Source organism: Burkholderia sp. LAS2 (assembly GCF_018417615.1).
GTDB classification, from domain to species: domain Bacteria; phylum Pseudomonadota; class Gammaproteobacteria; order Burkholderiales; family Burkholderiaceae; genus Burkholderia; species Burkholderia sola.
Genome location: NZ_CP071052.1, coordinates 1,151,946 through 1,178,647 on the forward strand (window position 1 = coordinate 1,151,946; position 26,702 = coordinate 1,178,647).

Annotated in this window: 24 protein-coding genes; 9 read left to right on the forward strand and 15 right to left on the reverse strand. The window is 69.2% G+C overall.

The genetic code is table 11. The annotated features are described in order from the left end of the window. Positions 1–68 precede the first annotated feature (68 nt). Positions 69–1,256, reverse strand: a complete 1,188-nt coding sequence (locus JYG37_RS05385; RefSeq protein ID WP_124555635.1) for a UbiH/UbiF/VisC/COQ6 family ubiquinone biosynthesis hydroxylase — start codon at positions 1,254–1,256, stop codon at positions 69–71. Positions 1,257–1,293: 37 nt separating this feature from the next. Then, positions 1,294–2,679: an aminopeptidase P N-terminal domain-containing protein gene (locus JYG37_RS05390; protein ID WP_124594287.1), complete on the reverse strand. Its 1,386-nt coding sequence runs from the start codon at positions 2,677–2,679 to the stop codon at positions 1,294–1,296. A 187-nt stretch (positions 2,680–2,866) separates the two neighbouring features. Here JYG37_RS05390 and JYG37_RS05395 point away from each other — a divergent pair, with 187 nt between their 5' ends. Next, on the forward strand, positions 2,867–3,478 hold the full coding sequence (locus JYG37_RS05395) for a glutathione S-transferase family protein (protein WP_050013917.1): 612 nt from the start codon (positions 2,867–2,869) through the stop codon (positions 3,476–3,478). A 110-nt stretch (positions 3,479–3,588) separates the two neighbouring features. Here the strand turns inward: JYG37_RS05395 and JYG37_RS05400 are convergent, their stop codons facing one another. The 3 genes from JYG37_RS05400 to JYG37_RS05410 form a co-directional block, all read right to left on the reverse strand. Next, positions 3,589–5,208 (reverse strand): FMN-binding glutamate synthase family protein, encoded by a 1,620-nt coding sequence (locus tag JYG37_RS05400; RefSeq protein ID WP_050013798.1) that lies wholly within the window; start codon positions 5,206–5,208, stop codon positions 3,589–3,591. A gap of 119 nt (positions 5,209–5,327) precedes the next feature. Next, the gene (gene mnmA, locus JYG37_RS05405) at positions 5,328–6,488 is read right to left on the reverse strand and encodes a tRNA 2-thiouridine(34) synthase MnmA (RefSeq protein WP_124630590.1); all 1,161 of its coding nucleotides are present in this window, start codon (positions 6,486–6,488) and stop codon (positions 5,328–5,330) included. Then, positions 6,485–6,994, reverse strand: a complete 510-nt coding sequence (locus JYG37_RS05410) for an NUDIX hydrolase (RefSeq protein WP_050013796.1) — start codon at positions 6,992–6,994, stop codon at positions 6,485–6,487. Before JYG37_RS05410 ends, mnmA begins: the two co-directional genes overlap by 4 nt. 306 nt (positions 6,995–7,300) lie before the next feature. Here JYG37_RS05410 and JYG37_RS05415 point away from each other — a divergent pair, with 306 nt between their 5' ends. Genes JYG37_RS05415 through JYG37_RS05425 form a run of 3 tightly spaced genes read left to right on the forward strand, consistent with a single transcriptional unit; the run spans position 7,301 to position 10,229 of the window. Next, positions 7,301–8,440, forward strand: coding sequence for a Re/Si-specific NAD(P)(+) transhydrogenase subunit alpha (locus JYG37_RS05415; RefSeq protein WP_050013795.1), 1,140 nt, complete (start codon positions 7,301–7,303; stop codon positions 8,438–8,440). A gap of 11 nt (positions 8,441–8,451) precedes the next feature. Beyond that, on the forward strand, positions 8,452–8,778 hold the full coding sequence (locus tag JYG37_RS05420) for an NAD(P) transhydrogenase subunit alpha part 2 (RefSeq protein WP_006476884.1): 327 nt from the start codon (positions 8,452–8,454) through the stop codon (positions 8,776–8,778). Further along, a complete protein-coding gene (locus JYG37_RS05425) occupies positions 8,775–10,229 on the forward strand; it encodes an NAD(P)(+) transhydrogenase (Re/Si-specific) subunit beta (protein ID WP_050013794.1) in 1,455 nt (484 codons plus the stop codon). Before JYG37_RS05420 ends, JYG37_RS05425 begins: the two co-directional genes overlap by 4 nt. Before the next feature lie 87 nt (positions 10,230–10,316). Here the strand turns inward: JYG37_RS05425 and JYG37_RS05430 are convergent, their stop codons facing one another. After that, positions 10,317–11,237, reverse strand: a complete 921-nt coding sequence (locus JYG37_RS05430; RefSeq protein ID WP_050013793.1) for a LysR family transcriptional regulator — start codon at positions 11,235–11,237, stop codon at positions 10,317–10,319. A gap of 80 nt (positions 11,238–11,317) precedes the next feature. Here JYG37_RS05430 and JYG37_RS05435 point away from each other — a divergent pair, with 80 nt between their 5' ends. Next, positions 11,318–12,241, forward strand: coding sequence for a carbon-nitrogen hydrolase family protein (locus JYG37_RS05435; protein WP_050013792.1), 924 nt, complete (start codon positions 11,318–11,320; stop codon positions 12,239–12,241). A gap of 74 nt (positions 12,242–12,315) precedes the next feature. On the opposite strand, the gene JYG37_RS05440 is transcribed toward JYG37_RS05435, so the two are convergent. From JYG37_RS05440 to JYG37_RS05475, 8 genes are all read right to left on the reverse strand, one after another. After that, the gene (locus tag JYG37_RS05440) at positions 12,316–13,002 is read right to left on the reverse strand and encodes a helix-turn-helix transcriptional regulator (protein ID WP_006497518.1); all 687 of its coding nucleotides are present in this window, start codon (positions 13,000–13,002) and stop codon (positions 12,316–12,318) included. Between the two features lie 73 nt (positions 13,003–13,075). Continuing rightward, positions 13,076–13,480, reverse strand: coding sequence for a VOC family protein (locus tag JYG37_RS05445; protein WP_006476880.1), 405 nt, complete (start codon positions 13,478–13,480; stop codon positions 13,076–13,078). 266 nt (positions 13,481–13,746) lie between these two features. Continuing rightward, positions 13,747–15,048: a THUMP domain-containing class I SAM-dependent RNA methyltransferase gene (locus JYG37_RS05450; protein WP_050013791.1), complete on the reverse strand. Its 1,302-nt coding sequence runs from the start codon at positions 15,046–15,048 to the stop codon at positions 13,747–13,749. 163 nt (positions 15,049–15,211) lie between these two features. Next, entirely contained in the window at positions 15,212–17,341 is a 2,130-nt protein-coding gene (locus JYG37_RS05455; protein WP_213345927.1) for a site-specific recombinase, read from the reverse strand. 490 nt (positions 17,342–17,831) lie between these two features. Then, a complete protein-coding gene (locus JYG37_RS05460; RefSeq protein WP_213345928.1) occupies positions 17,832–18,545 on the reverse strand; it encodes a PqiC family protein in 714 nt (237 codons plus the stop codon). Continuing rightward, positions 18,542–20,161 (reverse strand): PqiB family protein, encoded by a 1,620-nt coding sequence (locus JYG37_RS05465; RefSeq protein ID WP_050011799.1) that lies wholly within the window; start codon positions 20,159–20,161, stop codon positions 18,542–18,544. The genes JYG37_RS05460 and JYG37_RS05465 overlap by 4 nt, the downstream gene beginning before the upstream one ends. Then, on the reverse strand, positions 20,154–20,789 hold the full coding sequence (locus JYG37_RS05470; protein WP_050011798.1) for a paraquat-inducible protein A: 636 nt from the start codon (positions 20,787–20,789) through the stop codon (positions 20,154–20,156). Before JYG37_RS05470 ends, JYG37_RS05465 begins: the two co-directional genes overlap by 8 nt. Then, on the reverse strand, positions 20,786–21,451 hold the full coding sequence (locus tag JYG37_RS05475; protein WP_050011797.1) for a paraquat-inducible protein A: 666 nt from the start codon (positions 21,449–21,451) through the stop codon (positions 20,786–20,788). Before JYG37_RS05475 ends, JYG37_RS05470 begins: the two co-directional genes overlap by 4 nt. Positions 21,452–21,710: 259 nt before the next feature. On the opposite strand from JYG37_RS05475, the gene JYG37_RS05480 reads away from it, so the two are divergent. The 4 genes from JYG37_RS05480 (at position 21,711) to JYG37_RS05495 (ending at position 24,967) form a co-directional block, all read left to right on the forward strand. Then, entirely contained in the window at positions 21,711–22,271 is a 561-nt protein-coding gene (locus JYG37_RS05480; RefSeq protein ID WP_050011796.1) for a cytochrome b, read from the forward strand. Between the two features lie 8 nt (positions 22,272–22,279). Beyond that, positions 22,280–22,840 carry a YceI family protein gene (locus tag JYG37_RS05485; protein WP_050011795.1) on the forward strand — a complete coding sequence of 187 codons (561 nt, stop codon included), beginning with the start codon at positions 22,280–22,282 and terminating at the stop codon, positions 22,838–22,840. Between the two features lie 65 nt (positions 22,841–22,905). Next, on the forward strand, positions 22,906–23,487 hold the full coding sequence (locus tag JYG37_RS05490) for a YceI family protein (protein ID WP_006476873.1): 582 nt from the start codon (positions 22,906–22,908) through the stop codon (positions 23,485–23,487). 202 nt (positions 23,488–23,689) lie between these two features. Further along, the gene (locus JYG37_RS05495; RefSeq protein ID WP_124555644.1) at positions 23,690–24,967 is read left to right on the forward strand and encodes an MFS transporter; all 1,278 of its coding nucleotides are present in this window, start codon (positions 23,690–23,692) and stop codon (positions 24,965–24,967) included. A gap of 18 nt (positions 24,968–24,985) precedes the next feature. Here the strand turns inward: JYG37_RS05495 and JYG37_RS05500 are convergent, their stop codons facing one another. Beyond that, positions 24,986–26,530: a S41 family peptidase gene (locus JYG37_RS05500; RefSeq protein ID WP_235356144.1), complete on the reverse strand. Its 1,545-nt coding sequence runs from the start codon at positions 26,528–26,530 to the stop codon at positions 24,986–24,988. Positions 26,531–26,702 lie beyond the last annotated feature (172 nt).

A 26,702-nucleotide genomic window follows, 5' to 3' on the forward strand; every position in this document is an offset into this window, starting at 1 on the left:
TCCCATGCCCCGCCGATTTGACCCGGTTTGCCTGGATTGCCCGGAGAGGCTGCGCGGCGCGCCGCGCGTCAGTTGCGCTGGCCGAACATCATCTGGCGCGCGATCGCCTTCTTGAGCGGCGGCACGAATTCGAGCGCGGTGAGCGCCGCGCCGCGCAGCAGCGGAAGCGGGCCCGAGTCGATCGTAAACAGCCGCGCCAGCGTGTCGGTCGCGCCGATCGTGAAGCGCCGGTCGAGCGCGCGGCGCGCGTTGAAGGCCGCGAGCGCGGTCGCTTCGAAGCCTTGCGCGGACAGCGTGTCGACGAGCGTGTGTGCATCGCGCAGCCCGAGGTTGAGCCCCTGGCCCGCCACCGGGTGCAGCGTCTGCGCGGCATTGCCGACGACCGCGACGCGGCCGCTGACGAGCGTCTGCGCGGCGTTCAGGCCGAGCGGGAACGACGCGCGCCCGGCGATCGCGACGAATTCGCCCATGCGTTCGCCGAACACGCTGCCGAGCTCGTGCAGGAACGCGTCGTCGGGCAGCGCGGCACGTCGCGCGGCTTCGTCGGGCGTGCAGCACCACACGAGCGAATACTCGGCCTGGCGCGGCCCGCCGAGCGGCAGCAGCGCGAGCGGGCCTTCGTGCGTGAAGCGTTCCCACGCGACGTTCGGGCGCGGCGCCGAGACCGTGACCGTGCCGACGAGCGCGGTCTGTCCGTAGTCGCGGCGATGCTTGCCTGCGTCGGCCTGCTGTTCGTGGAACAGCCCGCCTTCGGCATTGATGACGAGGCGCGCGCGCAGCGAGCGCTGGCCTTGCGGGCCGTCGAGCGTCAGCGTGACGCCGTCGGCGTCCTGCTGCGGCGCGCGTGCGGTGGTCGACGTGAGCCAGTCGACGCGCGTGCCGCGCACGGCGCCCGCGAGCGCCTGCACGATCGAGCCGTAGCGCACGACGTAGCCGAGCGCGGCGAGCGCGTGTTCGTCGCGGTCGATCAGCGTGCGGCCGAAATGGCCGCGCTGCGATACGTGGATATGTTCGATCGGCGTGGCGTCGGCCGGCCACGCGAGCGTGTCGAGCAGCACGCGGCTGCCGTGCGACACGGCGATCGCGCGCGGGTCGTTTGCGCTCGCGGCCGGTTTGCGCGCATCGATCAGCGCGATCGATGCATGCTGCGTCGCGCTGCGGCGCGCGAGCCAGCCGGCGAGCGCGAGCCCGACGGGGCCCGCGCCGACGATGGCGAGGTCGTAATCCGGCGTGGCCGGCGAGGAAGCGGTCGTCATCTTGATTCGTGAAACGGAGGGAACGGTCGGCGGCCGGTCATGCGCCCGCGCGCATCAGCGCCTCGATCTCGTCGGCCGCGACCGGCACGCCGCGCGTGATCAGTTCGCAGCCGTGCTCGCGCACGATCGCGTCGTCCTCGATGCGGATGCCGATGTTCCAGTACTCGGGCGGCACGTCGTCGGCCGCGCGCACGTACAGGCCGGGCTCGACGGTCAGCGTCATGCCCGGCCTCAGCGTGCGCCACGGCAGCGCGCCGTTCGCGTCGCGTTCGGCGAGCCGCTCGCGGTAGTCGCCGCAGTCGTGCACGTCCATGCCGAGCCAGTGGCCGGTGCGATGCATGTAGAAGCGCGTGTAGGCGCGCTCGGCGATCACGTCGTCGACGCTCGAGAAGCGTGTTTTCGGGATGATGCCGGTGTCGAGCAGCCCTTGCGCAAGCACGCGTACGGCCGCGTCGTGCGGCGCCTCGAACGGCACGCCCGCGCGCGTCGCGTCGATCGCCGCCTGCTGCGCGGCGAGCACGATGTCGTACAGCGTGCGCTGCGCGGGCGAGAAGCGGCCGTTGGCCGGGAACGTGCGCGTGATGTCCGATGCATAGCCGTCGAGTTCGCACGCGGCGTCGATCAGGATCAGGTCGCCGTCCCGCGCTGCCGTGTTGCCGGCCGGGTAGTGCAGCACGCACGCATTCGCGCCGGCCGCGACGATCGACCCGTACGCGGGCGCCTGCGCGCCGTGCTTGCGGAACAGGTACAGCAGCTCGGCTTCGAGCTCGTATTCGCGGATGCCCGGGCGGCACACCTGCATCGCGCGGCGGTGCGCGAGCGCGGAGATGTGCGCGGCGCGCGTCATGATCGCGAGTTCGTGTTCGTCCTTCACGAGCCGCATGTCGTCGAGCAGCGGCGTGAGGTCGAGCAGCGCGTCCGGCGCGGCGACGCCCGTGCGCGCCTGCGCACGCACCGCGTCGATCCAGCCGGCGAGCTGGCGCTCGAACTCGGCCGACGCGCCGAACCGGTAGTGCACGGTGCCCGCGTCGGCGAGCAGGCGCGGCATTTCGGTGTCGATCACGTCGGTCGCGAACGCCGCATCGAAGCCGAACGCGTCGCGCGCGGCGTCGGGACCGTAGTGAAAGCCTTCCCAGGTCTCGCGGTCGACGTTCTTGGCGCGGCAGAACAGGATCGATTCCGGCGCACCGTGCGGCGCGGCCGCGTTCAGCACGAGGACGGCATCCGGCTCGGTGAAGCCCGTCAGGTAATGGAAGTAGCTGTCGAACCGGTACGGGTAGGCCGTATCGCGGTTGCGCAGCATTTCCGGCGCGGTGGGGACGATGGCGACGCCGCCGCCCGCGGCACGCAGTGCGGCAAGCACGCGTTCACGGCGCTGGCGGTAGACGTCGACGGCGATGGCGGTATCGAGGGGCGCATTCATCGTTGGATTGTAGCGCCGCCGGGCGCCGCGCGTCAGGGCCGCGGCTGCAAGGCCCGCCCGGCGGGGCTCGGCGGCGGCTGTTGCAAACCTTCCACAGGCCGGACCGGCGATTTTCTGCCCGGCCGCGCGAGCCGGTTATGATCGACGACAACGTATACTCTCGGCGGTTCCCTTAAAAAGGCAGATGATGAAATTAATCGGTTCGCTCAGCAGCCCGTACGTCCGAAAGGCGCGGATCGTGCTTGCTGAAAAGAAGATCGACTACAAGCTGGAGCTCGAGAACGTGTGGGCGCCGGACACGAACATCCATGCATCGAACCCGCTCGGCAAGGTCCCGTGCCTGGTGATGGAGGATGGCGCCGCGGTGTTCGATTCCCGTGTGATCTGCGAATACGTCGATACGCTGTCGCCGGTCGGCAAGCTGATTCCGCCGTCGGGCCGCGAGCGCGTCGAAGTGCGCTGCTGGGAAGCGCTGGGCGACGGCGTGCTCGACGCAGCCGTCGCGATCCGTCTCGAACACACGATGCGCGACGAAGCGCAGCGCAGCGCGAGCTGGATCGCGCGCCAGCAACGCAAGATCGACGACGCGCTCGTCGCGATGTCGCAGGGTCTCGGCGGCAAGACGTGGTGCGTCGGCAATCATTACACGCTCGCCGACATCGCGCTCGGCTGCGCGCTCGGCTATCTCGACTTCCGGATGCCCGAGCTCAACTGGCGCGATCGCCACCCGAACCTCGACAAGCACTTCGTGAAGCTGCAGCAGCGACAGTCGTTCGCCGATACGCTGCCGCAGAGCTGAGCCGCGGCCCGGTCTTCACGCATTCGACAGACGAAAGAAAAGCGCCCCGCGGGGCGCTTTTCTTTTTGCGGCGCAGGCCGCCCGCCGCCGGAGCGGGCTGGCCGCTTGCGTCACTCGATCGACGCGTACACGGCTTCGCCGAGCGTGAACGAATCGCTGCGCGCGATCGGCCACCACTTGTCGTACAGCGAGAAGCCGCAGGTGTGGCCGTCGAGCAGCGCACCGGGTTTCAGGTACTTCAGCAGTTGCGACATCAGCCGTACCTCGTGCGGCGCGACCCGCTGCACGATGTGGTGCGCGCGCAGTTCGGACGGATGCGCGAGGCCGGCCGCCTGCACGAGTTCCTGCAGCGCATGCAGCGTATTGCGGTGGAAGTTGTACACGCGCTCGGCCTTGTCGGGCACGACGAGCGCGCGCTGGCGCACCGGGTCCTGCGTCGCGACGCCGGTCGGGCAGCGGTCGGTGTGGCAGTGCTGCGCCTGGATGCAGCCGACCGCGAACATGAAGCCGCGGGCCGAGTTCACCCAGTCCGCGCCGATCGCGAGCGTGCGCGCGATGTCGAACGCGGTGATGATCTTGCCGCTCGCGCCGAGCTTCACGCGGTCGCGCACGCCGATCCCGACGAGCGTGTTGTGCACGAGCAGCAGCCCTTCCTGCAGCGGCACGCCGACGTGGTCGGTGAATTCGAGCGGCGCCGCGCCCGTGCCGCCTTCCGCGCCGTCGACGACGATGAAGTCGGGCACGATGCCGGTCTCGAGCATCGCTTTCGCGATCCCGAAGAATTCCCACGGATGGCCGATGCAAAGCTTGAAGCCGGTCGGCTTGCCGCCGGACAGCGTGCGCAGCCGCTCGACGAATTCGAGCAGCCCGCGCGGCGTCGAGAATTCCGAGTGCGTCGCGGGCGAGATGCAGTCCTTGCCCATCGGCACGCCGCGCGTCTCGGCGATTTCCGGCGTGATCTTCGCGGCCGGCAGCACGCCGCCGTGGCCCGGCTTCGCGCCCTGCGACAGCTTCACCTCGATCATCCTGACCTGCGGATCGGCGGCCTGCTTCGCGAACTTGTCGGGGTTGAACGTGCCGTCGTCGTTGCGGCAGCCGAAGTAGCCGGACGCGATTTCCCAGATGATGTCGCCGCCGTGCTCGCGGTGGTACTTCGACAGCGAGCCTTCGCCGGTGTCGTGCGCGAAGCCGCCTTTCTTCGCGCCGAGGTTCAGCGAGCGGATCGCGTTCGCTGACAGCGAGCCGAAGCTCATCGCCGAGATGTTGAAGATCGAAATGTCGTACGGTTGCGCGCGATTCGCGCCGACGCGGATGCGGAAATCGTGGTTCGGCAGCTTCGTCGGCGCGAGCGAATGGCTGATCCATTCGTGCGCGACGGCCTTCACGTTCAGCTCGGTGCCGTACGGACGGTTGTCGGCGACGTTCTTCGCGCGCTGGTAGACGAGGCTGCGCTGCGCGCGCGAGAACGGTTTTTCGTCGGTGTCGTCCTCGACGAAGTACTGGCGGATTTCAGGTCGGATGAACTCGAACAGGAAGCGGAAGTGGCCCCAGAGCGGGTAGTTCCGCAGGATCGCGTGGCGGTCCTGGTTCAGGTCGTACAGGCCGAGCGCGACGAGGGCGATGGGGATGGCGATCCACAGCCAGGAGAGTGCGTGGACCGACGCGAGGACGGCCGCCGCGACGAGCAGCAGCACGGCACACCACATCGCGAGGTAGCGTCTTGAAAGCATGGGGACTCCGTAAGAATTCTGGAATGCCGCCATGCGTACGCTGCGAAGGCGGCGCGCCGGCCGCGGCGGAATCGTGTTCCGCCGGGCGCGGCGTGCCGCAAGTCTAAACCGAATGGGTGTCAGCGTGCATCGGCGAGCGCCGGGGCCTGGCCGCCCGCCGCAGCCTGACCGGGCTGGCCGGTGCCCGCGGATTCGATGATGCCGCCGCCGAGGCAGATCTCGCCGTCATACAGCACGGCCGACTGGCCGGGCGTGACCGCCCACTGCGCGTCGTCGAACGCGAGCGAGAAGCGCGCTTCGCCTGCCGGGCCGGCGGCCGCAGTGCCGAATGCGCACGCCGCATCGGCCTGCCGGTAGCGCGTCTTCGCGCCGCACGAAAAGCCGTCGGCCGGCGGCTCGCCGGCGACCCAGCTCACGTTGCCTGCGACCAGTTCGCGCGACAGCAGCCACGGATGGTCGTGGCCCTGCACGACGTACAGCGCGTTCGACGCGATGTCCTTCGCGGCGACGAACCACGGCTCGCCGTTGCCGCTCTTGCTGCCGCCGAGGCCGATGCCCTTGCGCTGGCCGAACGTGTAGAACGCGAGGCCGATGTGCTCGCCGACCACCTTGCCGTCGGGCGTCTTCATCGGGCCGGGTTTCGTCGGCAGATAGCGGTTCAGGAAATCGCGGAACGGCCGCTCGCCGATGAAGCAGATGCCGGTCGAATCCTTCTTCTTCGCGTTTGGCAGCCCGATCTGCGCGGCGATCTCGCGCACCTTCGTCTTCGGGATCTCGCCGAGCGGGAACATCGTCTTCGACAGTTGCGCCTGGTTCAGCCGGTGCAGGAAGTACGACTGGTCCTTCGTATGATCGAATGCCTTCAGCAGTTCGAAACGCCCGTCGCGCTCGCGCACGCGCGCGTAGTGACCGGTCGCGATCATTTCCGCATCGAGCGACATCGCGTGGTCGAGGAACGCCTTGAACTTGATCTCGGCGTTACACAGCACGTCGGGGTTCGGCGTGCGGCCGGCCGAGTATTCGCGCAGGAACTCCGCGAACACGCGGTCCTTGTATTCCGCGGCGAAGTTGACGGCTTCCACGTCGATGCCGATCAGGTCGGCCACCGACACGACGTCGATCCAGTCCTGGCGCGTCGAGCAGTATTCGCCGTCGTCGTCGTCTTCCCAGTTCTTCATGAACAGGCCGACCACGTCGTAGCCCTGTTCCTTCAGCAGCCACGCGGTCACCGACGAGTCGACGCCGCCCGACATGCCCACCACTACACGACGCTTACTCATTTGCTGACCGCCTGACGTTCGAATGCCTCGGGGCGCGGCGCGACCGAATGCGTGTGCACGAAATCGAGCGGAATGCGCCGCCCGGCGAGGTAGTCGTCGACGCAGCGCATCACCGCGGGCGAACGATGGCGCTCGCTGCAGGCGCGCAGTTCATCGGACGTCATCCACAGCGTGCGGACGATGCCGTCGTCGAGCGCATGGCCCGCGACCGGTTCGCCGGCCGTGCCGCAGAACGTGAAGCGCAGGTAGGTCGCGCCGGCGCTGCCGGGGCGATCGTAGTGCGCGAGATAGACGCCGACGAGCGCGTCGGGCGTGAACGGGTGCGCGGTTTCCTCGAGCGTTTCGCGGATCACGGCGTCGGCCAGCGTCTCGCCGGCTTCGAGGTGACCGGCCGGCTGGTTGATGCGCAGGCCCGTCGAGGTTTCTTCCTCGATCACGAGAAAGCGGCCGGCGCGCTCGACCAGCGCGGCGACCGTCACATGCGGGGTCCAGATTTCGGGTTTCATGGTTCGGCATTTTACCGGTTGCGCCCGAACGCTGCCGGCCGTTTCCGGCCGGGCCGCCCGCGGCCGGTCGCGCGTTAGTCGATCCGACCCTCGCAGATCGTCCGTCCCGGCGATGCATGACGGCAGCGACCAGACTCATGTCGCATTCGAGCACGGTCGTGCGCAAAGTGCTGGCGGGGCCATCGCTTTCGGTTAAAGTGCAGCGTGAACGCCGTTGCTCGTGAGCCGGTAAGTCAGCCTGTCCGGCTCGTTGTGCAGTAAAGATCGCAAGAAAAGAAATACTGACAATGACTGGAGGAACTGACGATGCATATTGGAGTGCCTGCTGAAACGCGGGCCAACGAGGCGCGCGTGGCCGCGACGCCGGAAACCGTGAAGAAATACGCGGCGGCCGGCCATCGGGTCAGTATCGCGAAAGGGGCCGGCAGCGCCGCCAGCTATCCCGACGAAGCCTATGTGGCCGCCGGCGCCGAATTGACCGACCAGTCGGCCGCTTTTGCCGCCGATCTCGTGCTGAAGGTCCAGGCGCCGACCGACACCGAGCTGCCGTTGCTCAAGCGCGGCGCCGTGCTGGTCGGGATGCTCGATCCGTTCAACGGCGAGCAGGCGGCGCAGCTCGCCGCGGCCGGCGTGACCGGTTTCGCGCTCGAGGCCGCACCGCGCACGACGCGCGCGCAGAGTCTCGACGTGCTGTCGTCGCAGGCGAACATCGCCGGCTACAAGGCCGTGCTGGTGGCCGCGTCGCTGTATCCGCGCTTCATGCCGATGCTGATGACGGCCGCGGGCACCGTGAAAGCGGCGCGCGTGCTGATTCTCGGCGCGGGCGTCGCGGGCCTGCAGGCGATCGCGACCGCGAAGCGGCTGGGCGCGGTGATCGAGGCGTCCGACGTGCGGCCGGCCGTGAAGGAGCAGATCGAGTCGCTCGGCGCGAAATTCCTCGACGTCCCGTTCGAAACCGACGAAGAGCGCGAAGCCGCGCAGGGTGTCGGCGGCTATGCGCGCCCGATGCCGCCGTCGTGGCTCGCCCGCCAGGCCGCGCTCGTGCACGAGCGCGCGAAGCAGGCCGACATCGTGATCACGACCGCGCTGATTCCCGGCCGCCCGGCGCCGACGCTGATCTCGGTCGAAACGGCGCAATCGATGAAGCCCGGCTCGGTGCTCGTCGATCTCGCGGCCGGCCGCGGTCCGGACATCGACGGCCGTAAGGGCGGCAACTGCCCGCTGACCGTCGCCGACCAGGTGATCGTGCACCACGGCGTGACGATCGCCGGCTACACGAACCTCGCGTCGATGGTCGCGTCGGACGCATCGGCGCTGTACGCGCGCAACCTGCTCGACTTCATGAAGCTGATCGTCACGAAGGAAGGCACGCTGAACATCGACCTGACCGACGACATCGTCGCCGCGACGCTGCTGTGCCGCGACGGCGAAGTCACCCGCAAATAACGGAGGAGACCATGGAAGTCATCAATCACACGGTGATCAACGTGATCATCTTCGTGCTGGCGGTGTATGTCGGCTATCACGTCGTCTGGAACGTCACGCCGGCGCTGCATACGCCGCTGATGGCCGTGACCAACGCGATCTCGGCGATCGTGATCGTCGGCGCGATGCTCGCGGCGGCGCTCACCGTCGGCGCGACCGGCAAGTTCTTCGGCACGCTCGCGGTCGCGCTCGCGGCCGTCAACGTGTTCGGCGGCTTCCTCGTGACGAGGCGCATGCTCGAGATGTTCCGCAAGAAGGAGCCCAAGCGTGTCGAGGGCGGCAAGGAGGGCGCGCGATGAGCATGAACGTCGTTACGCTGCTGTACCTCGTCGCGTCGGTGTGCTTCATCCAGGCGCTGAAGGGGCTGTCGAACCCGAAGAGCGCGCGGCGCGGCAACCTGTTCGGGATGGTCGGGATGGCCATCGCGATCCTCACGACGATCGCGCTGATCGTCAAGCAGGCCGCGTGGCTCGGCGCGAACCTGCCGCTCGGCCTCGCGCTCGTGCTCGGCGCGCTGATCGTCGGCGGGGGCGTCGGCGCATTCGTCGCCGCGCGCGTCGAGATGACGAAGATGCCGGAACTCGTCGCGGCGATGCACTCGCTGATCGGTCTCGCGGCCGTGTGCATCGCGTATGCGGTGGTGTCGGAGCCGGAAGCGTTCGGGCTCGTGCCGCAGGACGCGGTGTCGTCGAGCTTCATCCCGTACGGCAACCGCGTCGAGCTGTTCATCGGCACGTTCGTCGGCGCGATCACGTTCTCCGGTTCGGTGATCGCGTTCGGCAAGCTGTCGGGCAAGTACAAGTTCCGGCTGTTCCAGGGCGCGCCGGTCGTGTACGCGGGCCAGCACCTGATCAACCTGATGCTCGCGATCGCGATGCTCGGCTTCGGCATCCTGTTCTTCATCACGCAGGCGTGGCTGCCGTTCATCATCATGACGGCGATCGCGTTCGTGCTCGGCGTGCTGATCATCATCCCGATCGGCGGCGCGGACATGCCGGTGGTCGTGTCGATGCTGAACTCGTACTCGGGCTGGGCCGCGGCCGGCATCGGCTTCTCGCTGAACAACGCGATGCTGATCATCGCCGGTTCGCTGGTCGGCTCGTCGGGCGCGATCCTGTCGTACATCATGTGCCACGCGATGAACCGCTCGTTCTTCAACGTGATCCTCGGCGGGTTCGGCGGCGAAGCGGCGGCCGGCGGCGCGGCGGGCGCGCAGGAGCAGCGGCCGGTGAAGTCGGGTTCGGCCGACGATGCGTCGTTCATGCTCGGCAACGCGGAAACGGTCGTGATCGTGCCGGGCTACGGGCTCGCCGTCGCCCGCGCGCAGCACGCGCTGAAGGAGCTGACCGACAAGCTGATCGAGAAGGGGATCGACGTGAAGTACGCGATCCACCCGGTCGCCGGGCGAATGCCGGGCCACATGAACGTGCTGCTCGCGGAAGCGGAAGTGCCGTACGAGATCGTGCACGAGATGGAGGACATCAACGGCGAATTCGGCCAGGTGGACGTGGTGCTCGTGCTCGGCGCGAACGACGTCGTGAACCCGGCCGCGAAGACCGATCCGAAATCGCCGATCGCGGGGATGCCGATCATCGAGGCGTACAAGGCGCGCACGGTGATCGTCAACAAGCGCTCGATGGCGGCCGGCTACGCGGGCCTCGACAACGACCTGTTCTACATGGACAAGACGATGATGGTGTTCGGCGATGCGAAGAAGGTCATCGAGGACATGGTGAAGGCCGTCGAGTAACGCTCGCCCCGACACGCGTCGCCTGCTTCGATGCGCGGGCGCCGCGCAGCGGACAGGCCCGGCCGGCGCACGCCGGCCGGGCTTTTTTCATGGTGCGACCAGACGTGCGACGCAGGCGGCGATCGCGTCGCGCACGCGCACGATCGCCGGGTCGCGCTGCGTGCTCGTGCGCCAGCCGATCTCGACCGGATAGCGCGGCAGGTCGACCGGGCACGCGAGCGCACGCAGCGACGTCGCTTGCGCGATCGCATGCGCCGCATGCGCGGGGATCGTCGCGACCGCGTCGGAGCCGGCGAGCAGGTACGGCAGCGCGGCGAAATGCGTGGTCGACGCCGCGACGCGCCGCTTGTGACCGAGCGCGGCCAGCACCTCGTCGACGATCCCGATCACGCCGCCCGACGACACGAGCAGGTGGTCGCGCCGCAGGAACTCGGCGAGCGTCAGTGTGCGCGGCGCCCGCGCGCGGCCGGCCGGATCGATCAGGCACGCATAGCCGCCGGTGGCGACCGCGCGCCGGCTGAGCCCGTTCGCCGAGAATCCGCCCGACGCGATCGCGACGTCGACGCCGTGCCGCAGCAACGCGTCGCCGGCGATGCCGCTGTGTGTCTGCCGGAAGATCAGCCGGATGCCGGCCGCTTCGCGCGCGACCGCATCGATCAGCGCGCGCCCGAGCGCGATCTCGAAATCGTCGGACAGACCGACCGAGATCGTGCGGCCGACGCGGTCGCCGCCGTCGGCCGCGATCGCGAGGCTTTCGCGGCAGCGGTCGAGCGCATCGGACAGGATCGGCTTCAGTTCATCCGCGCGCGGCGTCGGCGCGAGCCCGCGGCCGGTGCGCACGAACAGCGGATCGGCATAGATCACGCGCAGCCGGCCAAGCGCCGCGCTGACCGCCGACTGCGTGAGATCGAGCCGCAGCGCCGCGCGGCTCGCGCCGCCTTCCTCGTACAGCGCCTCGAACACCTTCAGCAGGTTCAGGTCGAGGTCGGCGATATCATCTGCATTCATGACACATATCGTTCTATCGATTTGATCGATGACATCTTATCGATAAAGATGGCGCCATCCCACTCATCGGAGACGCCTATATGTCCACCTCAGTCATCGCCGCGCTGCAGATCGGCGCATCGCCCGCCGGCACGCGCGCCACGCTCGACACGATTCTCGGCTACGAAAGCGCGATCCGCGACAGCGGCGCGTCGCTGGTCGTGCTGCCCGAGGCCGTGCTCGGCGGCTATCCGAAAGGCGAGATCTTCGGCACCCGGCTCGGCTACCGGCTGCCCGAAGGGCGCGACGCGTATGCGCGCTACGCCGCGCAGGCGATCGACGTGCCGGGACCGGAAACCGACGAGCTGGCCGCGCTGTCGCAGCGCACGGGCGCGAGCCTCGTGGTCGGCGTGATCGAGCGCGGCGGGAGCACGCTGTACTGCACGGCGCTGTTCTTCGATCCGCGCGACGGGCTCGTCGCGAAGCACCGCAAGCTGATGCCGACCGGCACCGAGCGGCTGATCTGGGGGCAGGGCGACGGCTCGACGCTGCCGGTCGTCGACACCGCCGCCGGCCGCGCGGGCGCCGCGATCTGCTGGGAGAACCACATGCCGCTGCTGCGCTGCGCGATGTACGCGAAAGGCGTGCAGATCTGGTGCGCGCCGACCGTCGACGAGCGCGACGTATGGCAGAGCTCGATGCGGCACATCGCGCACGAGGGGCGCTGCTTCGTCGTGAGCGCGTGCCAGGTACAGCCGTCGCCGCGCGCGCTCGGCATCGACGTGCCGGGCTGGGACCCGGAGCGGCCGCTGATCCGCGGCGGCAGCGTGATCGTCGGGCCGCTTGGAGACCTGCTGACCGAGCCGCTGATCGGCGAGGCCGGGCTCGTGACCGCGCACGTCGACACCGACGAGCTCGTGAAGGCGCGCTACGACTTCGACGTCGTCGGCCACTACGCGCGTGCGGACGTGTTTTCGCTGCACGTCGACGAGCGGCCGAAGCGGCCGGTGGTGTTCGGCGGGTAACGCAAGCGGGGCCGGGCGCCACCTGGCGCCCGGCAAACGAAGGGGCGGCGGCGTGCGCCCGCCGCCTTGCCGCGTCAGCGCATCGGTGCTTCCGCGATCCGCATGTAGTCGGCGATCCGCCGGCCTTCCATGTCCGGAAACTGCTCGTGCACGGTGATGTCGCCCATCCGCGCGATGTCGAAGGTGCGGAAATCGTCGCGCAGCTCGCACCACGCGCCGATCGTCCAGCGCCCGCCCCAGTAGACGAGCCCGAGCGGCCACACGCGGCGCTGCGAATGCGCGCCGAGCCGGTCGCGATAGTCGAAGCTGACGATGTGGCGCGTGTCGATCGCCTGGTGGATCGCGTCGACCTTCGCGCAAAACGTCTCGTCGATATGGAACGACGGCGCGAATACGGGCAGCCGGTCGAGCGCCGTGCGCTTGTCGGCCGGCATCGCCGACGCGATCTTCGCGAGCGCCGAGCGCGCGCCGCTCGCGAAGCGCGCGCCGCCCCAGGTCTCGAGCATGCGCGCGCCGGTGGCGAGCGCCGCCAGCTCCTCGGCCGTGAACGTGAGCGGCGGCAGGCTCGCGTTGCGGTTCAGCCGGTAGCCAATGCCGGCTTCGCCTTCGATCGGTACCCCTGACAGTTGCAGGTCGCGCACGTCGCGATAGACCGTGCGCGGCGACACCGACAGCCAGTCGGCCAGTTGCTGCGCGGTCGTGAGACGACGCCCGCGCAACAGCTCGGCGATCTGGAACAGGCGGTCGGCACGGCGGGTCATGACAGCACCTCGATTCCTCGGGCGACGGGGACTTCGCGATGATAGCGCCGCGCCGGCCCGCTGACCGCTGCGTTCAGTGGCATTTCGGCGCGTGCAGGCCGACGCGGTTGCCTTCCGTGTCGATCAGATAGCCGACGTAGCCGTAGTTGTTCGGCAGCTCGACGACGGAGCCCTGCACGACGCCGCCCGCGCGCTTCGCGCGTTCGAGCGCCGCGACGACCGATTCGCCGGCGTTCAGGTAGACGAGCACGCCGTTCGCGCTCGGCTTGATCTGCTGCGGATCGAACACGATGCTGCCGCCGGTGCTCGACGCGTCGCGATCGAACGTCGCCATCGGCACGCCGCCGATGACCGCGCGCTGCAACGTGGTTTGCAGCACGGTTTCGTAGAAGCGGATCGCGCGATCGAAATCGAGGGACGGAATGTCGAACCACGCGATCGCGCGTTCCGGGGTGGCAGTGGCAGTTGCAGACGTCATGACGAGCTCCTTGTTGTTCGGGTTCTTGATGGAAACCAGCCTTGCATTGCGCCGGGATTGCAGTGTGGCGGGGGGCTGCTGACAGCGTGCTGTCAGTAGTCATGGCGGTGCTGACAAAAGGCGGCGGTGGCGTCCGGTCGTGCGGGAGCGCCCGCGCGGATGGGAGGCGGCAGGGACGTGCAGGACGGCGGCGTAAAGAAAAACGCCCGGCGGGTGCCGGGCGTCGTCTGGGTGTCAGCAGGCGGCCGCAGCGGCCGGTTCGCGTGTCAGGCGTCGCCTTCCGGCGCGGCCGGGCGTGCCTTCACGCTGCCGGCGATCAGGTCGAAGCGGAACAGTCGGCATTCGAGCGCGCCGTTGAACAGCGGCGTCTTCGCCGATTCGCGCAGCCGCAACTGGCCCGGCAGCGAACGGTCGGACGTCAGCAGGAACGCCTGCCAGCCGGTGAAGCGCTGCTTCAGCGCATCGCCGAGCGCGTTGAAGAACTCGCTGTCCGGCGCGTCGGTGTGCGTGCGCCGGAATGCGTCGTCGTTGCCGCGGTTGCGGCCGGTTTCGCGCACCTCGCCGCGCGCACTGCGGCCGCGCACTTCGATCCGCTCGCCGTACGGCGGGTTCGCGAGGAGGATGCCCGGCCCGTCGCACGGCGGCGTCATCCCGCGCGCGTCGACCTGCTTGAGCCACACCGACGGCACGCCGGCGCGCTCGAGGTTCGCGCGCGCCTTCTCGAGCATGTCGCCGGAAATGTCGCTGCCGTACACGCCGAGCGCGTCGCCGCGCTTGGCCCGTGCCGCGCGCTTCGCGTCGAGCGCCGGAACCTTCAGCCCCTGCCACGCGGTGATGTCGTACTGCTTGAGCTTTTCGAAGCCGAACCGGCGTTCGACGCCGGGCGCCACGCCGAGCGCGATCTGCGCGGCTTCCGCGAGGAACGTGCCGCTGCCGCACATCGGGTCGTACAGCGCGGTGCCGGGCGTCCAGCCCGTCAGGCGCAGGATGCCGGCCGCGAGGTTCTCGCGCAGCGGCGCCGCACCCTTGTCGAGACGCCAGCCGCGCTTGAACAGCGGCTCGCCCGACGTGTCGAGGTACAGCGTGCATTCGTTGACGGTCAGGAACGCGAACACGCGCACGTCCGGCGCCCCGGTGTCGATGCTCGGGCGCGAACCGGTTTTCTCGCGCATCCGGTCGCAGATCGCATCCTTCACGCGCAGCGTCGTGAATTCGAGGCTTTTCAGCGGCGACTTGATCGCGGTGATGTCGATGCGCAGCGTCTGCGTCGACGCGAACCAGCGTTCCCACGGCTGCTCGAGCGCGAGCGCGTAGACGTCCTGCTCGTTGCGGTACGGGCCGTGCGCGATCTTCAGCAGGATCCGGCTCGCGATCCGCGAATGGAGGTTCGCGGCCATGCCGGCGGCCCAGCCGCCGCTGAAATGGACGCCGCCCGGCACCTGCGCGCCCGCGGTGAACGGCGCGCCGTTCAGGTGGCGGCCGGCGATTTCGGCCAGCTCGGCGGCAAGCGCCGCTTCGAGGCCGCGCGGGCAGGGGGCGAAGAATTCGAACAGGGTGGGCGAGGACATAAGGCGGGTGAGGACGTGCAAAAGTCCACTATTGTACGCGGCGCGGGCGACCGGGGCCGGCGTTTCGGCGCGGCGGCGCCGGCGCGGCCGCCGCTCGCGCGTGCCGGGCGGGCCGGGAAGGCGGCGAGGGGCGGCCGGGCACGCGCCGCCGCGCCGCCGCAGCTCAGTGCGCGCCCGGCTGGCCGGCGCGCGCGGCGGGGTGGGCCGCCGGCCAGAGCAGCGCGAGCGGATTCGACAGCACCGTGCGGACGATCGCGGCGACGAGCGCGCGCACCTTGGTCGGGCGCAGGCTGCGCGAGCGCACGGCCATCGTGAACGCGAGCGCGAAGCTCACGAGCACGTTGAGGATCGCCATGCTCAGCACGCCCGCGCCGGCCCACCACAGCTCGGGCGTGCCGAGCGCACCCTTGCCCAGCACGCCGAGCGCGACCCCGATCGAGCCGGCCGACAGCGTCACGTGCCGCACCTCGAACGGGAACATGAACACGGTGACGATCGCCGGGACGAGGCCGAGCATCAGGCCGAGGCCGACGTTCGCGACCACGCCCGCGACGTTCGACCGGCAGAAGTGCGCGAGCTTCGCGGCGCCGGCCGCGCCGAGTGTCAGGCGCAGCCGGCGGTTGTACGTGAGCGCGTCGCCGACCCGATGCAGCACGAACCAGTTGTCGGCCCAGCCCGCGAGCAGGCTCGACGCCCACAGCAGCACGCCGGTGAGCGCCGCATAGAACGGCGTCGGGCCCAGCAGCGAGAACGAGTGCAGCGTCGCGTGCGCCTTCTCCGGCGAGATCAGGTTCGCGTGCAGCACGTTGCTTGCGAACAACTGCACGAGCAGGCACACCGGCAGCACGACGAGCACGTTGCCGGAAATCGCGGCCGCCTGCGTGCGGATCAGCGCGATCACCGACCCGACGAACGCCTTCACGCCTTCGTCGTGGCCGGTGTCGTCGAGCTCGCGCGCGAGCGTCGGCGCGGTCATCGCGGGCTGCTTGGTCGCGAGCGTGAAGTGCAGGAAGTGCATCAGCATGAAGCTGGCCGCGTAGTTGACGCCCGCGAGCAGCCCTTCGAGCATCGACTGCAGGTGCGCGCCCGTGATCGCGAACTTCACGCACACGGTCGCGACGGTGACGAGGCCGCCGCCCGCGGCCATCCGCAGCATCTTCAGGTACTCGGCGCGGCCGCGCGAAATGTAGTGCTCGCCGGTGTCCGCGTTGGTCTCGACGAGCTTGCGCGCGAACAGCGAGAAGTTGCTGCGCACCAGATGCGCGACGCTCTGGCTGCTCTGGTTCGCGTCGACGAGTTCGGCGGTCAGGTGCGCCATCCCGCGCAGGTCGTCGCGCGCCATCCACGCGTTCAGCAGCATTTCCGCGCGCAGGATGCGCATGCGCATCCGCTCGACCTGGAACACGATGTCGACCGACACGCCGTTGCGGTACAGGTGCGCGAACACGTCGTCGACGGCGATCCGGCATTCGTCGAGCAGCACGCGCAGGTAGTTCACCTCGTGCAGCAGCTTGCTCGGGTCGCCGCCGTCCTCGACGGCCGCGTGCGCGGTCTCGACCGCGAGCATCGCGCGCGTGAGGCGGTAGAACGGCTGCGATTCGAGCGGCTGGCGTTCCAGCGGCTTGCGCGCGTCGTCGTCGGACAGCCGGCTGCGCACCGTCTGCGACAGGCCGGTCGAGCTGATCTGGCAGGTCAGGTTGTGCAGTGCGGCCAGCAGGTCGCGCGAGAACGAGCCGGGCTCGTGGCGTTCTTCGTCGGTGACGTCGAACGAGATCAGCTCGGCGATGCGCGCGAGCAGGTCATCGGGCAGCGCGTCGATCCATTTCGCGTCCTCGGGCGTCGGGAACATCAGCGTGAACAGCGCCGACAGCTCGCGGCGGTTCGGCGCGGGCGGGATCAGCGACGAGTCGATCCGCTCGAACAGCGCGCCGAAGAAGCCCGAATGCACGGGCATGCCGGCATCGCACAGCAGCGAGATGCCGTCGCACTCGCGCAGGATGCCGCGCAGGATGCGCGCCGCGTGCGCTTTCCACGCGGGGTTGCGATCGAGTACGTGGAACAGGTAGCGCAGCCGCGCATGGGCCGGATACGCGCGGGTGTCGGCGTCGCGCTCGGCCGGCGCCTCCTGCACGGTGCCGTTGCGGCGCAGCCAGTGCGCGAGCTCGATCAGCCATTCGCTGCGCTCGGCGTACGACGCGTCGGCATCGGCATTGGCGAGCAGCGCATCGAGCTGGTGACCGGCATTGCGCGACGCGCGCCACTTCTTGATCAGGGTCGTCAGGGAACGAAACATAAACGGAATAGCGAAAGCCCGGGACGGGCGGGTTCGGGATGCCGGCCGGGGAAACGGCGCGGCGCCGGTGAGAACGGGTAAGACGGGGCCGGTGGCCGGACGATGCGCGGCAACCCGCGATGCGGCTGCCCCGCCGCGGTGCACGCGATTCGCGTGCGGGCGCCGGGAGGCACGGCGGTCGGGTCGAACGCGGCCCGGCGCCGCTGACTGGCGCGCACGACGAACGGCGCGAGCCTGAAAGTGCGTAGGATCGTCAATCGGGCCGGAAAACGCAAGCCGACCGCATTGCATGGCGCGGGTTCCGGCGGCTTTTGACAAAGAATGTCATGGCCGTCCGGCCGAGCAGGGTGGTGCTCGAGGCCGGCTGCGGTGGCATGCTGATGGCGTTCGGCTGTCGGCGTGTGCGACGGGACGCGCCGCGCCGTCCGACACCGGACACCGCGCAGGCGAACGCCGTGTCGAACGTCCGCCTGCGCGCCGTCGCGTTCGCTTATGCGCCGGACTTGCCCGTCGCGCTGGCGTCGCCGCCGGCCGTCGGGTTGGCCGGGCACGGCACGACCGGCGCGGCGGCCGTCTTGCCGCCGGGCGCGGCCGCCGCGCCGCGGCGGGCGGCCATCGCGCGCACGGCGTCCGCGGCCTGCGCGGCAATCACGTCGAGCGCGCGCCGGTGGCCGGCGACGAGCGCGTCGTAGCCGTCCGCGACCGGTTCCGCGACGCTCGTGCGGCAGGTCATCACGGCCTGCGAGGCCAGCGAGCGCACGCTCCAGACGGCGTCGATCGCCGCGCGCTTGCCCGGCCACGACTCGAAGCGCTGCACGTTCACGCTGATGCGGTACACGGGCACGCCGGCCGGATACGCGGAATTCGCGACGTCGATCGTGCCCAGCTGCGCGGCCAGATCGTCCGACAGCGCGCGGCGGATCTCGTCGGCGGGCGGCGACGCCCAGCGTTCCTGCTCGAGCACGTCGACCTGCGCGGCGTTCTTCTGCACGACCAGCTGGCTCTTCGCGACCTGCTCGGGCACGCCGACCGACGGCACCTCGATCAGGAACGCCGGGTTGGCCGGTGCGGTGCGCAGCGGCGCCGCGGCGTCGGCCGGGCTGAGCGTGTAGAACCGCGCGGGCGGCGAGCTGCACGCGGCGAGCGCGAGTGCGGCGAAGACTGCCGCCGCGCCGCTCGCGAAACCGTTCACGCGTGTCGTCATTGTTTATCTCCTGGCTTGCCCTTGAGCAGCGATTCGGGGTGGCGCTCCAGATAATCGGCGAGCGCGTTCAGCGATTGCAGCGTGCGCGTGAGCTCCTTCAGCGCGCCGCGCACGTCGGACTGCAGCGGCGAATCCTGCTGCAGCGTCGCTTCGGCGGTCGAGAAGGTCTGCTTCGCGGCCGACAGCGTGTCGCGCGCTTCCGGCGCGACCTGCGTGTCGAGCTGCTTGAACAGCTTGTCGGCGTTCGACAGCGCGCTGTTCAGGTTCGCGCCGATCTGGTCGAACGGCACCTTGTCGAGCTTCTTCGCGATGTCGGCGACCTGCAGCTGCAACTCGTCGAGCGTGTTCGGCACGGTCGGCAGCTCGAGCGGCTGGCGGGCCGTGTCGATCTTCACGGCCGGCGCCTTCGGGAAGAAGTCGAGTGCGACGTACAGCTGGCTCGTCAGCAGGTTGCCGGTGCGCAGCTGGCCGCGCAGCCCGTGCTGGACGAGCCGCTCGACGATCTCGCGCCGCGCCGGTTCGCCCTTGCTCTCGATCGTCTCGCGGAAGCGACGGCCGAGGCGTTCCGGATACACGTTGATCGTCACCGGCATCAGGAAGTTCTTCGTCTTCGGATCGAAGTCGATGCCGATGTTCGTCACTTCGCCGAGCACGATGCCGCGGAAATCGACCGGCGCGCCGACGGCGAGCCCGCGCAGCGACTGGTTGAAGTTCATCACGACCTGCAGCGGCTGGCCGTCCGGGTCGCGCATCGCGTCGCCCTCGTCGGAGCCGAGACGGAACGTCGTGTTGTTCGGCGCGGTCGTGCCGGTGCCCTGGTTCGGCGGCGTCTGGAACGCGATGCCGCCGAGGATCACGGTCGCGAGCGACTGCGTGTTCAGCTTCAGGCCGCTCGAATCGAGCCGCAGATCGACGCCGCTCGCCTGCCACCAGCGCGTGTTCAGCCCGACGTACTGGTCGTACGGCGCATTGACGAACACGTTGAACGTCACGCCGGTGCCGTCCTTGTCGAGCGAGAAGCCGACCACCTGGCCGACCTGCACGCGGCGGTAGTAGACCGGCGAGCCGATGTCGACCGAGCCGAGCGAATCGCCGCGCAGCACGTACTGCGTGCCTTTCTGGTCGCCCGTGACGGCGGGGGGCGTCTCGAGGCCGGTGAAGTCGGTCAGCGTGTCCTGGCCGTGACCCGCGTCGACGCCGATGTACGCGCCGGACAGCAGCGTGCCGAGCCCCGACACGCCGGTCGCACCGACGCGCGGCCGCACGATCCAGAAGCGCGAGCCCTTGACCGCGAAATCCTCGGCCTCCTTCTTGAGCTGCACCTGGACCAGCACGCGCGACAGGTCTTTCGACAGCTTGATCGTCTTGACCGTGCCGATCTCGACGTCCTTGTACTTGACCTGGGTCTTGCCCGGCTCGAGCCCTTCGGCGCTATGGAAGCTGATCGTGATTTCCGGGCCGCGCTCGCGCACGGACTTGATCACGAGGCCGATGCCGATCAGCGCGGCGATCAGCGGCACGAGCCAGACGAGCGACGGCAGCCAGCCGCTTTTCGTCGAGATCGTCGGATCGGGCGGCCGGGGCGCGTCGTGCTGCGGGCCTTGTGGACTATTCATGGTGATTCCCTGAGGTTTCGACTGGATCCCAGATCAGGCGGGGATCGAACTGCATCGACGCGAGCATCGTCAGGATCACGACCGAGCCGAACGCGAGCGCGCCGGGGCCGGCCGTGATGACGGCGAGCGAACGGAAATGGACGAGCGCGACGGTCAGCGTCACGACGAAGATGTCGAGCATCGACCAGCGGCCGATGCGCTCGACGATCCGGTAGAGGCGCGTGCGCTGCAGCGGCCGCCACGCGGCGCGGCGCTGCGCGCTGGTGACGAGGATCGTCAGCACGCCGAGCTTGAGCATCGGCACGAGGATGCTGGCGACGAACACGACGACGGCGAGCGGCCAGTCCCCGGACGTCCAGAAATAGATGACGCCGCTCATGATCGTGTCCTGCTGCGACCCGACGATCGACGACGTGCGCATGATCGGCAGCAGGTTCGCCGGAATGTAGAGGATCGCGGCTGCGAGCAGCAGCGCCCACGTGCGCATGATGCTGTTCGGTGTGCGCACGTGCAGCGCGCTGCCGCAGCGCGCGCAATGCGCGTGCGGCTGGTCGATCGTCTGCACGAGCCCGCACGCGTGGCAGCTGGCATAGCCCTCGCGGGCGGCGGTCGGCGTGGGGCGCGTCATCGGCGGGGCGCGTCCGGCAGCGGCGCGGCGGGGTCGGGCCGCCCGGGCGTGCGGCCGGCGCGCAGGTCGTCGGCGATGTCCCACACCGTGCGCGGGTCGAACATCAGCACGACGGCGGTCATCAGCGTGAGCGCGCCGAACGCGAACAGCGCCGCGTCGGGCACGACGCGCGCGAGGCTCACCATCTTCACGATCGTGACCACGATGCCGAGCATGAACACCTCGATCATCCCCCACGGCCGCACGAACTGGATCGTGCGCAGCACGAGGTTGAGGCCGGGCGGCACGACGCCGCGGCGGAGCGGCAGCAGCACGTAAAGCAGCGCGGCCATCTCGACGAGCGGGAACAGCACGGTCGAGCAGAACACCATCACGCCGACGATCGCCATGTCCTGATGCCACAGCGTGTCGATCGCGCCGATCAGCGTCGTCTGTACGCGCGTGCCGTTCAGGTCCATTTCGAGGATCGGGAACGTCTGCGCGATGATGAACGTGACGAGCGCCGCGACCGCCAGCGCGGTGATGCGCTCGATCTGCGTGGTGCTGTTGCGATAGAGCAGCGCGTCGCAGCGCGGACAGCGCGCGATCTCGCGGCCGGCGAGGCGCGGTTTATGCAACAGTGCGTCGCATTCGTGGCAGGCAATCAGGTCGTATCGTTGCATGGAAAAGGCGGTGTCGCGACGGCCGGGGGAACGCGTCGACGGGGCCGGAACCCGCGCCAATCTTACCAAAAGGGCTTTTTCGGTGGGTCAAGGATCGTGAGTTGCGTGACCGGTCGGTAACATGGCGGGAAGCCGTCAGCCGGCTGGCGCGCCTGTCCTCAGAGTCCGCGCGCGTCAAAAGGTTGCGGTAGCATGGCGCCCTTGACGTGCGTCGGACGAATTGACCGGCGCAGCCGTTCGCTGAACTGAGGAACCCAAGATGGCATCGAAATCGCCGCCGGCCGTGCCGGCACGCTACGCGCACACCGCGATCGCACTGCACTGGCTGATCGCGCTGCTGATCGTCTGCGGCTTCGCGCTCGGCTGGGTGATGACGGACATCCCCGGCTTCACGCCGACCAAGCTGAAGTATTTCTCGTGGCACAAGTGGATCGGCGTGACGGTGTTCGCGCTGGCCGTCGTGCGCATGCTGTGGCGGGCGACCCACGTGCCGCCGCCGCTGCCGGGCAACACGCCGGCGTGGCAGCGCGCGGCGTCGCACGGCGTGCACATGCTGTTGTACGTGCTGATGATCGCGATCCCGGCGACGGGCTACCTGTATAGCTCGGCGTCGAACATCCCGGTCGTCTATCTCGGCATCGTGCCGCTGCCGCGCCTGATCGACCCCGATCCGGTGCTCAAGGAAACCTTCAAGACGCTGCACGTCTCTTTGAATTACATTCTGCTTGCGCTCGTCGCGATGCACGTGCTCGCGGCGCTCAAGCACCAGCTGTTGGACCGCGACGGCCTGTTGTCGCGCATGCTTCCCTTTGCCAAATGAAGGATCCCATGAAAGTGTCTTTCTCCCGCTCCATGCTGACCGCGTTCGCCGCGGCGGCGTTTGTCGCGTCGGGCGCGGCGCATGCCGACGTCGATCTCGCGAAGAGCAAGGTGTCCGCCGTGTCGAAGCAGATGAACGTGCCGACCGAAGGCGCGTTCAAGAAGTTTTCCGCGCAGGTGAAGTTCGACCCGGCGAAAGCGGCGCAGGGCAGCGCGCAAATGACGATCGACGTCGCGAGCTTCGACCTCGGCGACAAGATGTACAACGACCAGGTCGCCGGCAAGGACTGGTTCGACGCGAAGACCTATCCGCAGGCGACCTTCGTGTCGTCGGCGATCGCGCCGGCCGGCGGCAACAAGTACAACGTGACCGGCAAGCTGACGATCAAGGGCAAGGCCGAGACCGTCACGGTGCCCGTCACGGTCGCGCAGAACGGCGCGACGCAGACGTTCGACGGCGTACTGCCGATCAAGCGTTCGGCCTTCAACGTCGGCACCGGCGAGTGGAAGGACACGTCGATCGTCGCGGACGAAGTGCAGATCAAGTTCCATCTCGTTGCCACGAAGTAAGCGGCGGGTTGCCGCGTCAACTGAATGCCGCGCGAGGGCGCGGCGCCGTTCCCAGGAGAAAAAGTTTGAAAAAGCATCTGATCATCGCCGCCGGCGCGCTGGCCGCTTCGCTGTCGTTCTCGGCCTTCGCCGAAAGCGCGACCTACCAGTTCGACCCGAGCCACACGTACCCGAGCTTCGAGGCTGACCACTTCGGCGGCCTGTCGGTCTGGCGCGGCAAGTTCGACAAGTCGAGCGGCACCGTGACGCTCGATCGCGCGGCGAAGACCGGCACGGTCGACGTGACGACCGACATCGCGTCGATCCACACGGGCAGCGCGAAGCTCGACGAGCACCTGCAGACGGCCGAATTCTTCGATGCGGCGAAGTTCCCGCAGGCGAACTACAAGGGCACGATCAAGTTCGACGGCGACAAGCCGGTGTCGGTGGTCGGCAACCTGACGCTGCATGGCGTCACGAAGCCGCTGACGCTGAAGATCGATTCGTTCAAGTGCATGCCGCACCCGATGCTCAAGCGTGAAGTGTGCGGCGTCGACGCGGTCGGCGAATTCAGCCGCGACGATTTCGGCCTCGACTACGGCAAGCAGTACGGCTTCAAGATGAAGACGAAGCTGCTGATCACGGCCGAAGCGGTCAAGCAGCAGTAAGATTCGCCGGCGAGGCCGGCCGTCGCGCCGGCCGCCGCGGGCCAACCGCCGCGCTCCCGTTACCGGGGCGCGGCGGTTTTTTTTGCGCGCCTATAATCGCCCGAGCGCCGCATGTGGCCAAGCGGATCGCGCAGCGCCGGGCAGGCCGACGGCGCGACGGCGGCCGCCCCGAACAGAACGTACAACGACAAGGAGATCGCCGATGCATGCCGTCACGCAGTCCAGCTCCATTGCCTCGTCGCCGCGCGTGTGGCGCGCGGTGGTCGCCGCATCGATCGGCAACGCGCTCGAGTGGTTCGATCTCGTCGTCTACGGCTTTTTCGCGGTGACGATCTCGAAGCTGTTCTTTCCGGCCGGCAGCGACACCGTGTCGCTGCTGCTCACGCTCGGCACGTTCGGCGTGTCGTTCTTCATGCGCCCGCTCGGCGCGATCGTGCTCGGCGCGTATGCCGACCGCGCGGGCCGCAAGGCCGCGCTCACGCTGTCGATCCTGCTGATGATGGCCGGCACGCTGATCATCGCGGTGCTGCCGACCTACGGGACGATCGGCGTCGCCGCGCCGCTGATCCTCGTCGCCGCGCGGCTGATGCAGGGCTTCTCGGCCGGCGGCGAGTTCGGCAGCGCGACCGCGTTCCTCGCCGAGCACGTGCCGGGCCGGCGCGGCTTCTTCGCGAGTTGGCAGGTCGCGAGCCAGGGGCTCACGACGCTGCTCGCCGCGGGCTTTGGCACCGTGCTGAACGCGCAACTCACGGCCGACCAGATGGCGTCGTGGGGCTGGCGCGTGCCGTTCTTCTTCGGTCTGTTGCTCGGGCCGGTCGCGTACTACATCCGCACCAAGGTCGACGAGACGCCCGAATTCCTCGCGGCCGAAGGCACCGCGAACCCGCTGCGCGATACGTTCGCGACGCACAAGGCGCGTCTCGTGGCCGCGATGGGCGTGGTCGTGCTCGGCACCGTCGCGACCTATCTCGTGCTGTTCATGCCGACCTACGGCGTGAAGCAGCTCGGCCTCGCGCCGTCCGCCGCATTTGCGGCGATTCTCGTCGTCGGCGTGATCCAGATGGCGTTCGCGCCGCTCGTCGGCCACTGGTCGGATCGTTACGGCCGCGTGCGCGTGATGATCGCGCCGGCCGTCGGCATTCTCGTGCTGATCTACCCGGCGTTCGCGTATCTCGTCGCGCATCCGGGCTTCGGCACGCTGATCGCGCTGCAGGTGCTGCTCGCGTTCCTGATGACCGGCTACTTCGCGGCGCTGCCGGGGCTGTTGTCCGAAGTGTTCCCGGTGCAGACGCGCACGACCGGGATGTCGCTCGCGTACAACGTCGCGGTGACGATCTTCGGCGGCTTCGGGCCGTTCATCATCGCGTGGCTGATCCGCGAGACGGGGATGAAGACCGCGCCGAGCTTCTACCTGATGTTCGCGGCCGTGCTGAGCCTCGCGGCGCTGGTCGTGCTGCGGCGGCGGTTCGGGTTTCGGTGAAACGGGGCGGGCGGCGCGTCAGTTGTCGCCGCGCTCGCATACCGGCTGCGCCGGCATCAATTGCGCGGGCGCGGCGATGGTCCGCACCGGGCGGCCGGCGAGCGCATTGAGCGCCTGCCGGAGCTGCCAGTCGGCGGCCGTGCCGAAGGCGCGCTGCGGCAGCGCCGCGCTCCTTGCCGTATCGACCTTCGCGCGCACGCGCTCGTCGCGCCGCCTCTGCCGCGCCTTGCGCACCTGCGCGAACGGATCGGGCGCTTGCCGGTCCGCGTACGGCGCGCGCGAGAGATCGACTTCGCGATACCACAGCAACACGCCGTCGACGTCCGCATCTTGGCGCGGCGGCACGAGCCAGTTCGGTACGACGCCGTAACCATCCATCGGGCAGCCGTTCGGCCGCAGGTTGCGCGCGAACGTGAAATTCAGGCGCGTGCCGTCGATCAGGTCGACGCCCGTCTGCGCGAGCCCTTTCCCGTAGGTCGGCATGCCGAGCAGTTGCGCGCGGCCGAGATCCTTCAGCGCCGCCGCGGTTGCTTCGGCGGCCGACGCGCTCTGCCCGTCGACGAGCACGACGAGCGGCACGGTGCGCCACCAGTCGTCGGCCTGCAGCGGCGCGAGCGGATCCTGCCCGCGCATGACGGGCAGTTCGTAGTCGGGCCAGTTGGTCGTGTAGCGGCGGCGGTGCGTGCCGTCGCGCTCGACCGTCACCATCGCGGTGCGGTCGCGTCCCGCGAACAGCGCGGTGATGCCGATCGCCGCATTGAGCGCGCCGCCGCCGTTGATGCGCAGGTCGAGGATCAGCTGTTTCACCGGCGGGCCCGCGCGGCGCGCGGCCTGCACCGCGTCGATATAGTCGCCGACCGCCGGCTCCGGGAAGCTCGACAGCCGCGTGTACAGGACGTCGCCGTCGAGCCGCTTCGCGGTCGCCGGATGCGGTTTGACGATCGCGCGCACGGGCGCGAAGCTCAGCACCGCATGCGTCGGGCCGCGCTGCACCGTGAGCTTCAGCGGCACGCCCGCGTCGCCCTTCGTGAGCTTCGGCAGCGCGCTGCCGTCGAGGCCGACGACGCTCTTGTCGTTCATCGCGACGACGAGATCGTCGGGCCGCACGCCGGCCTTTTCGGCCGGCGCATCGGGAATCACGTCGATGATGTGCAGCCCGTCGGGCCGCGTCTCGAACACGATCCCGATGCCCGGCGTGCCGTCGCGCGCGCGCCGCTCGTCGTCGCGCCGTTCCTGCTCTTCCTTCGCGTTGAAGAAGCGCGCGTACGGCAGCGTCTTGATGCCTTCGTGGGTGGCGGCGTCGAGTAGCGCGCCGATGTCGACGTCGGTCAGGTGTTGCCGCTTCAGCACTTCGACGGCCGCCTTCAGTTCGCAGAGTTGCCGCTCCCAGTCGGGCGGGCAGGGCGACGGCGGTTGGGTGGCGGGCACCGAAGCGGCGGCGGGTGAAGCGGCAGGCAGCGAAGCGGCGGGCGGCGCGGATGCCGGTTGCGCACCGACGAGCGGCGCATACGGGAACGTGGCCGCGGCGGCTGCGCAGACGATGAGGCGACGAACGACAGGCATGGGAAGCATCATCGGAACCGCACGTTCGGACGGGTGACGAGGGGGCTTGCCCGGTTCACGCGCGCGGCCGGCATGCGGCGGGGCAGGGCGGTGACGATTGTAGCCGACGCTCGCGACGGCGCCGATCGAGCCGTTTGCGTGCCGCATGGCGGCGGCCCGCCCATAAAAAAAC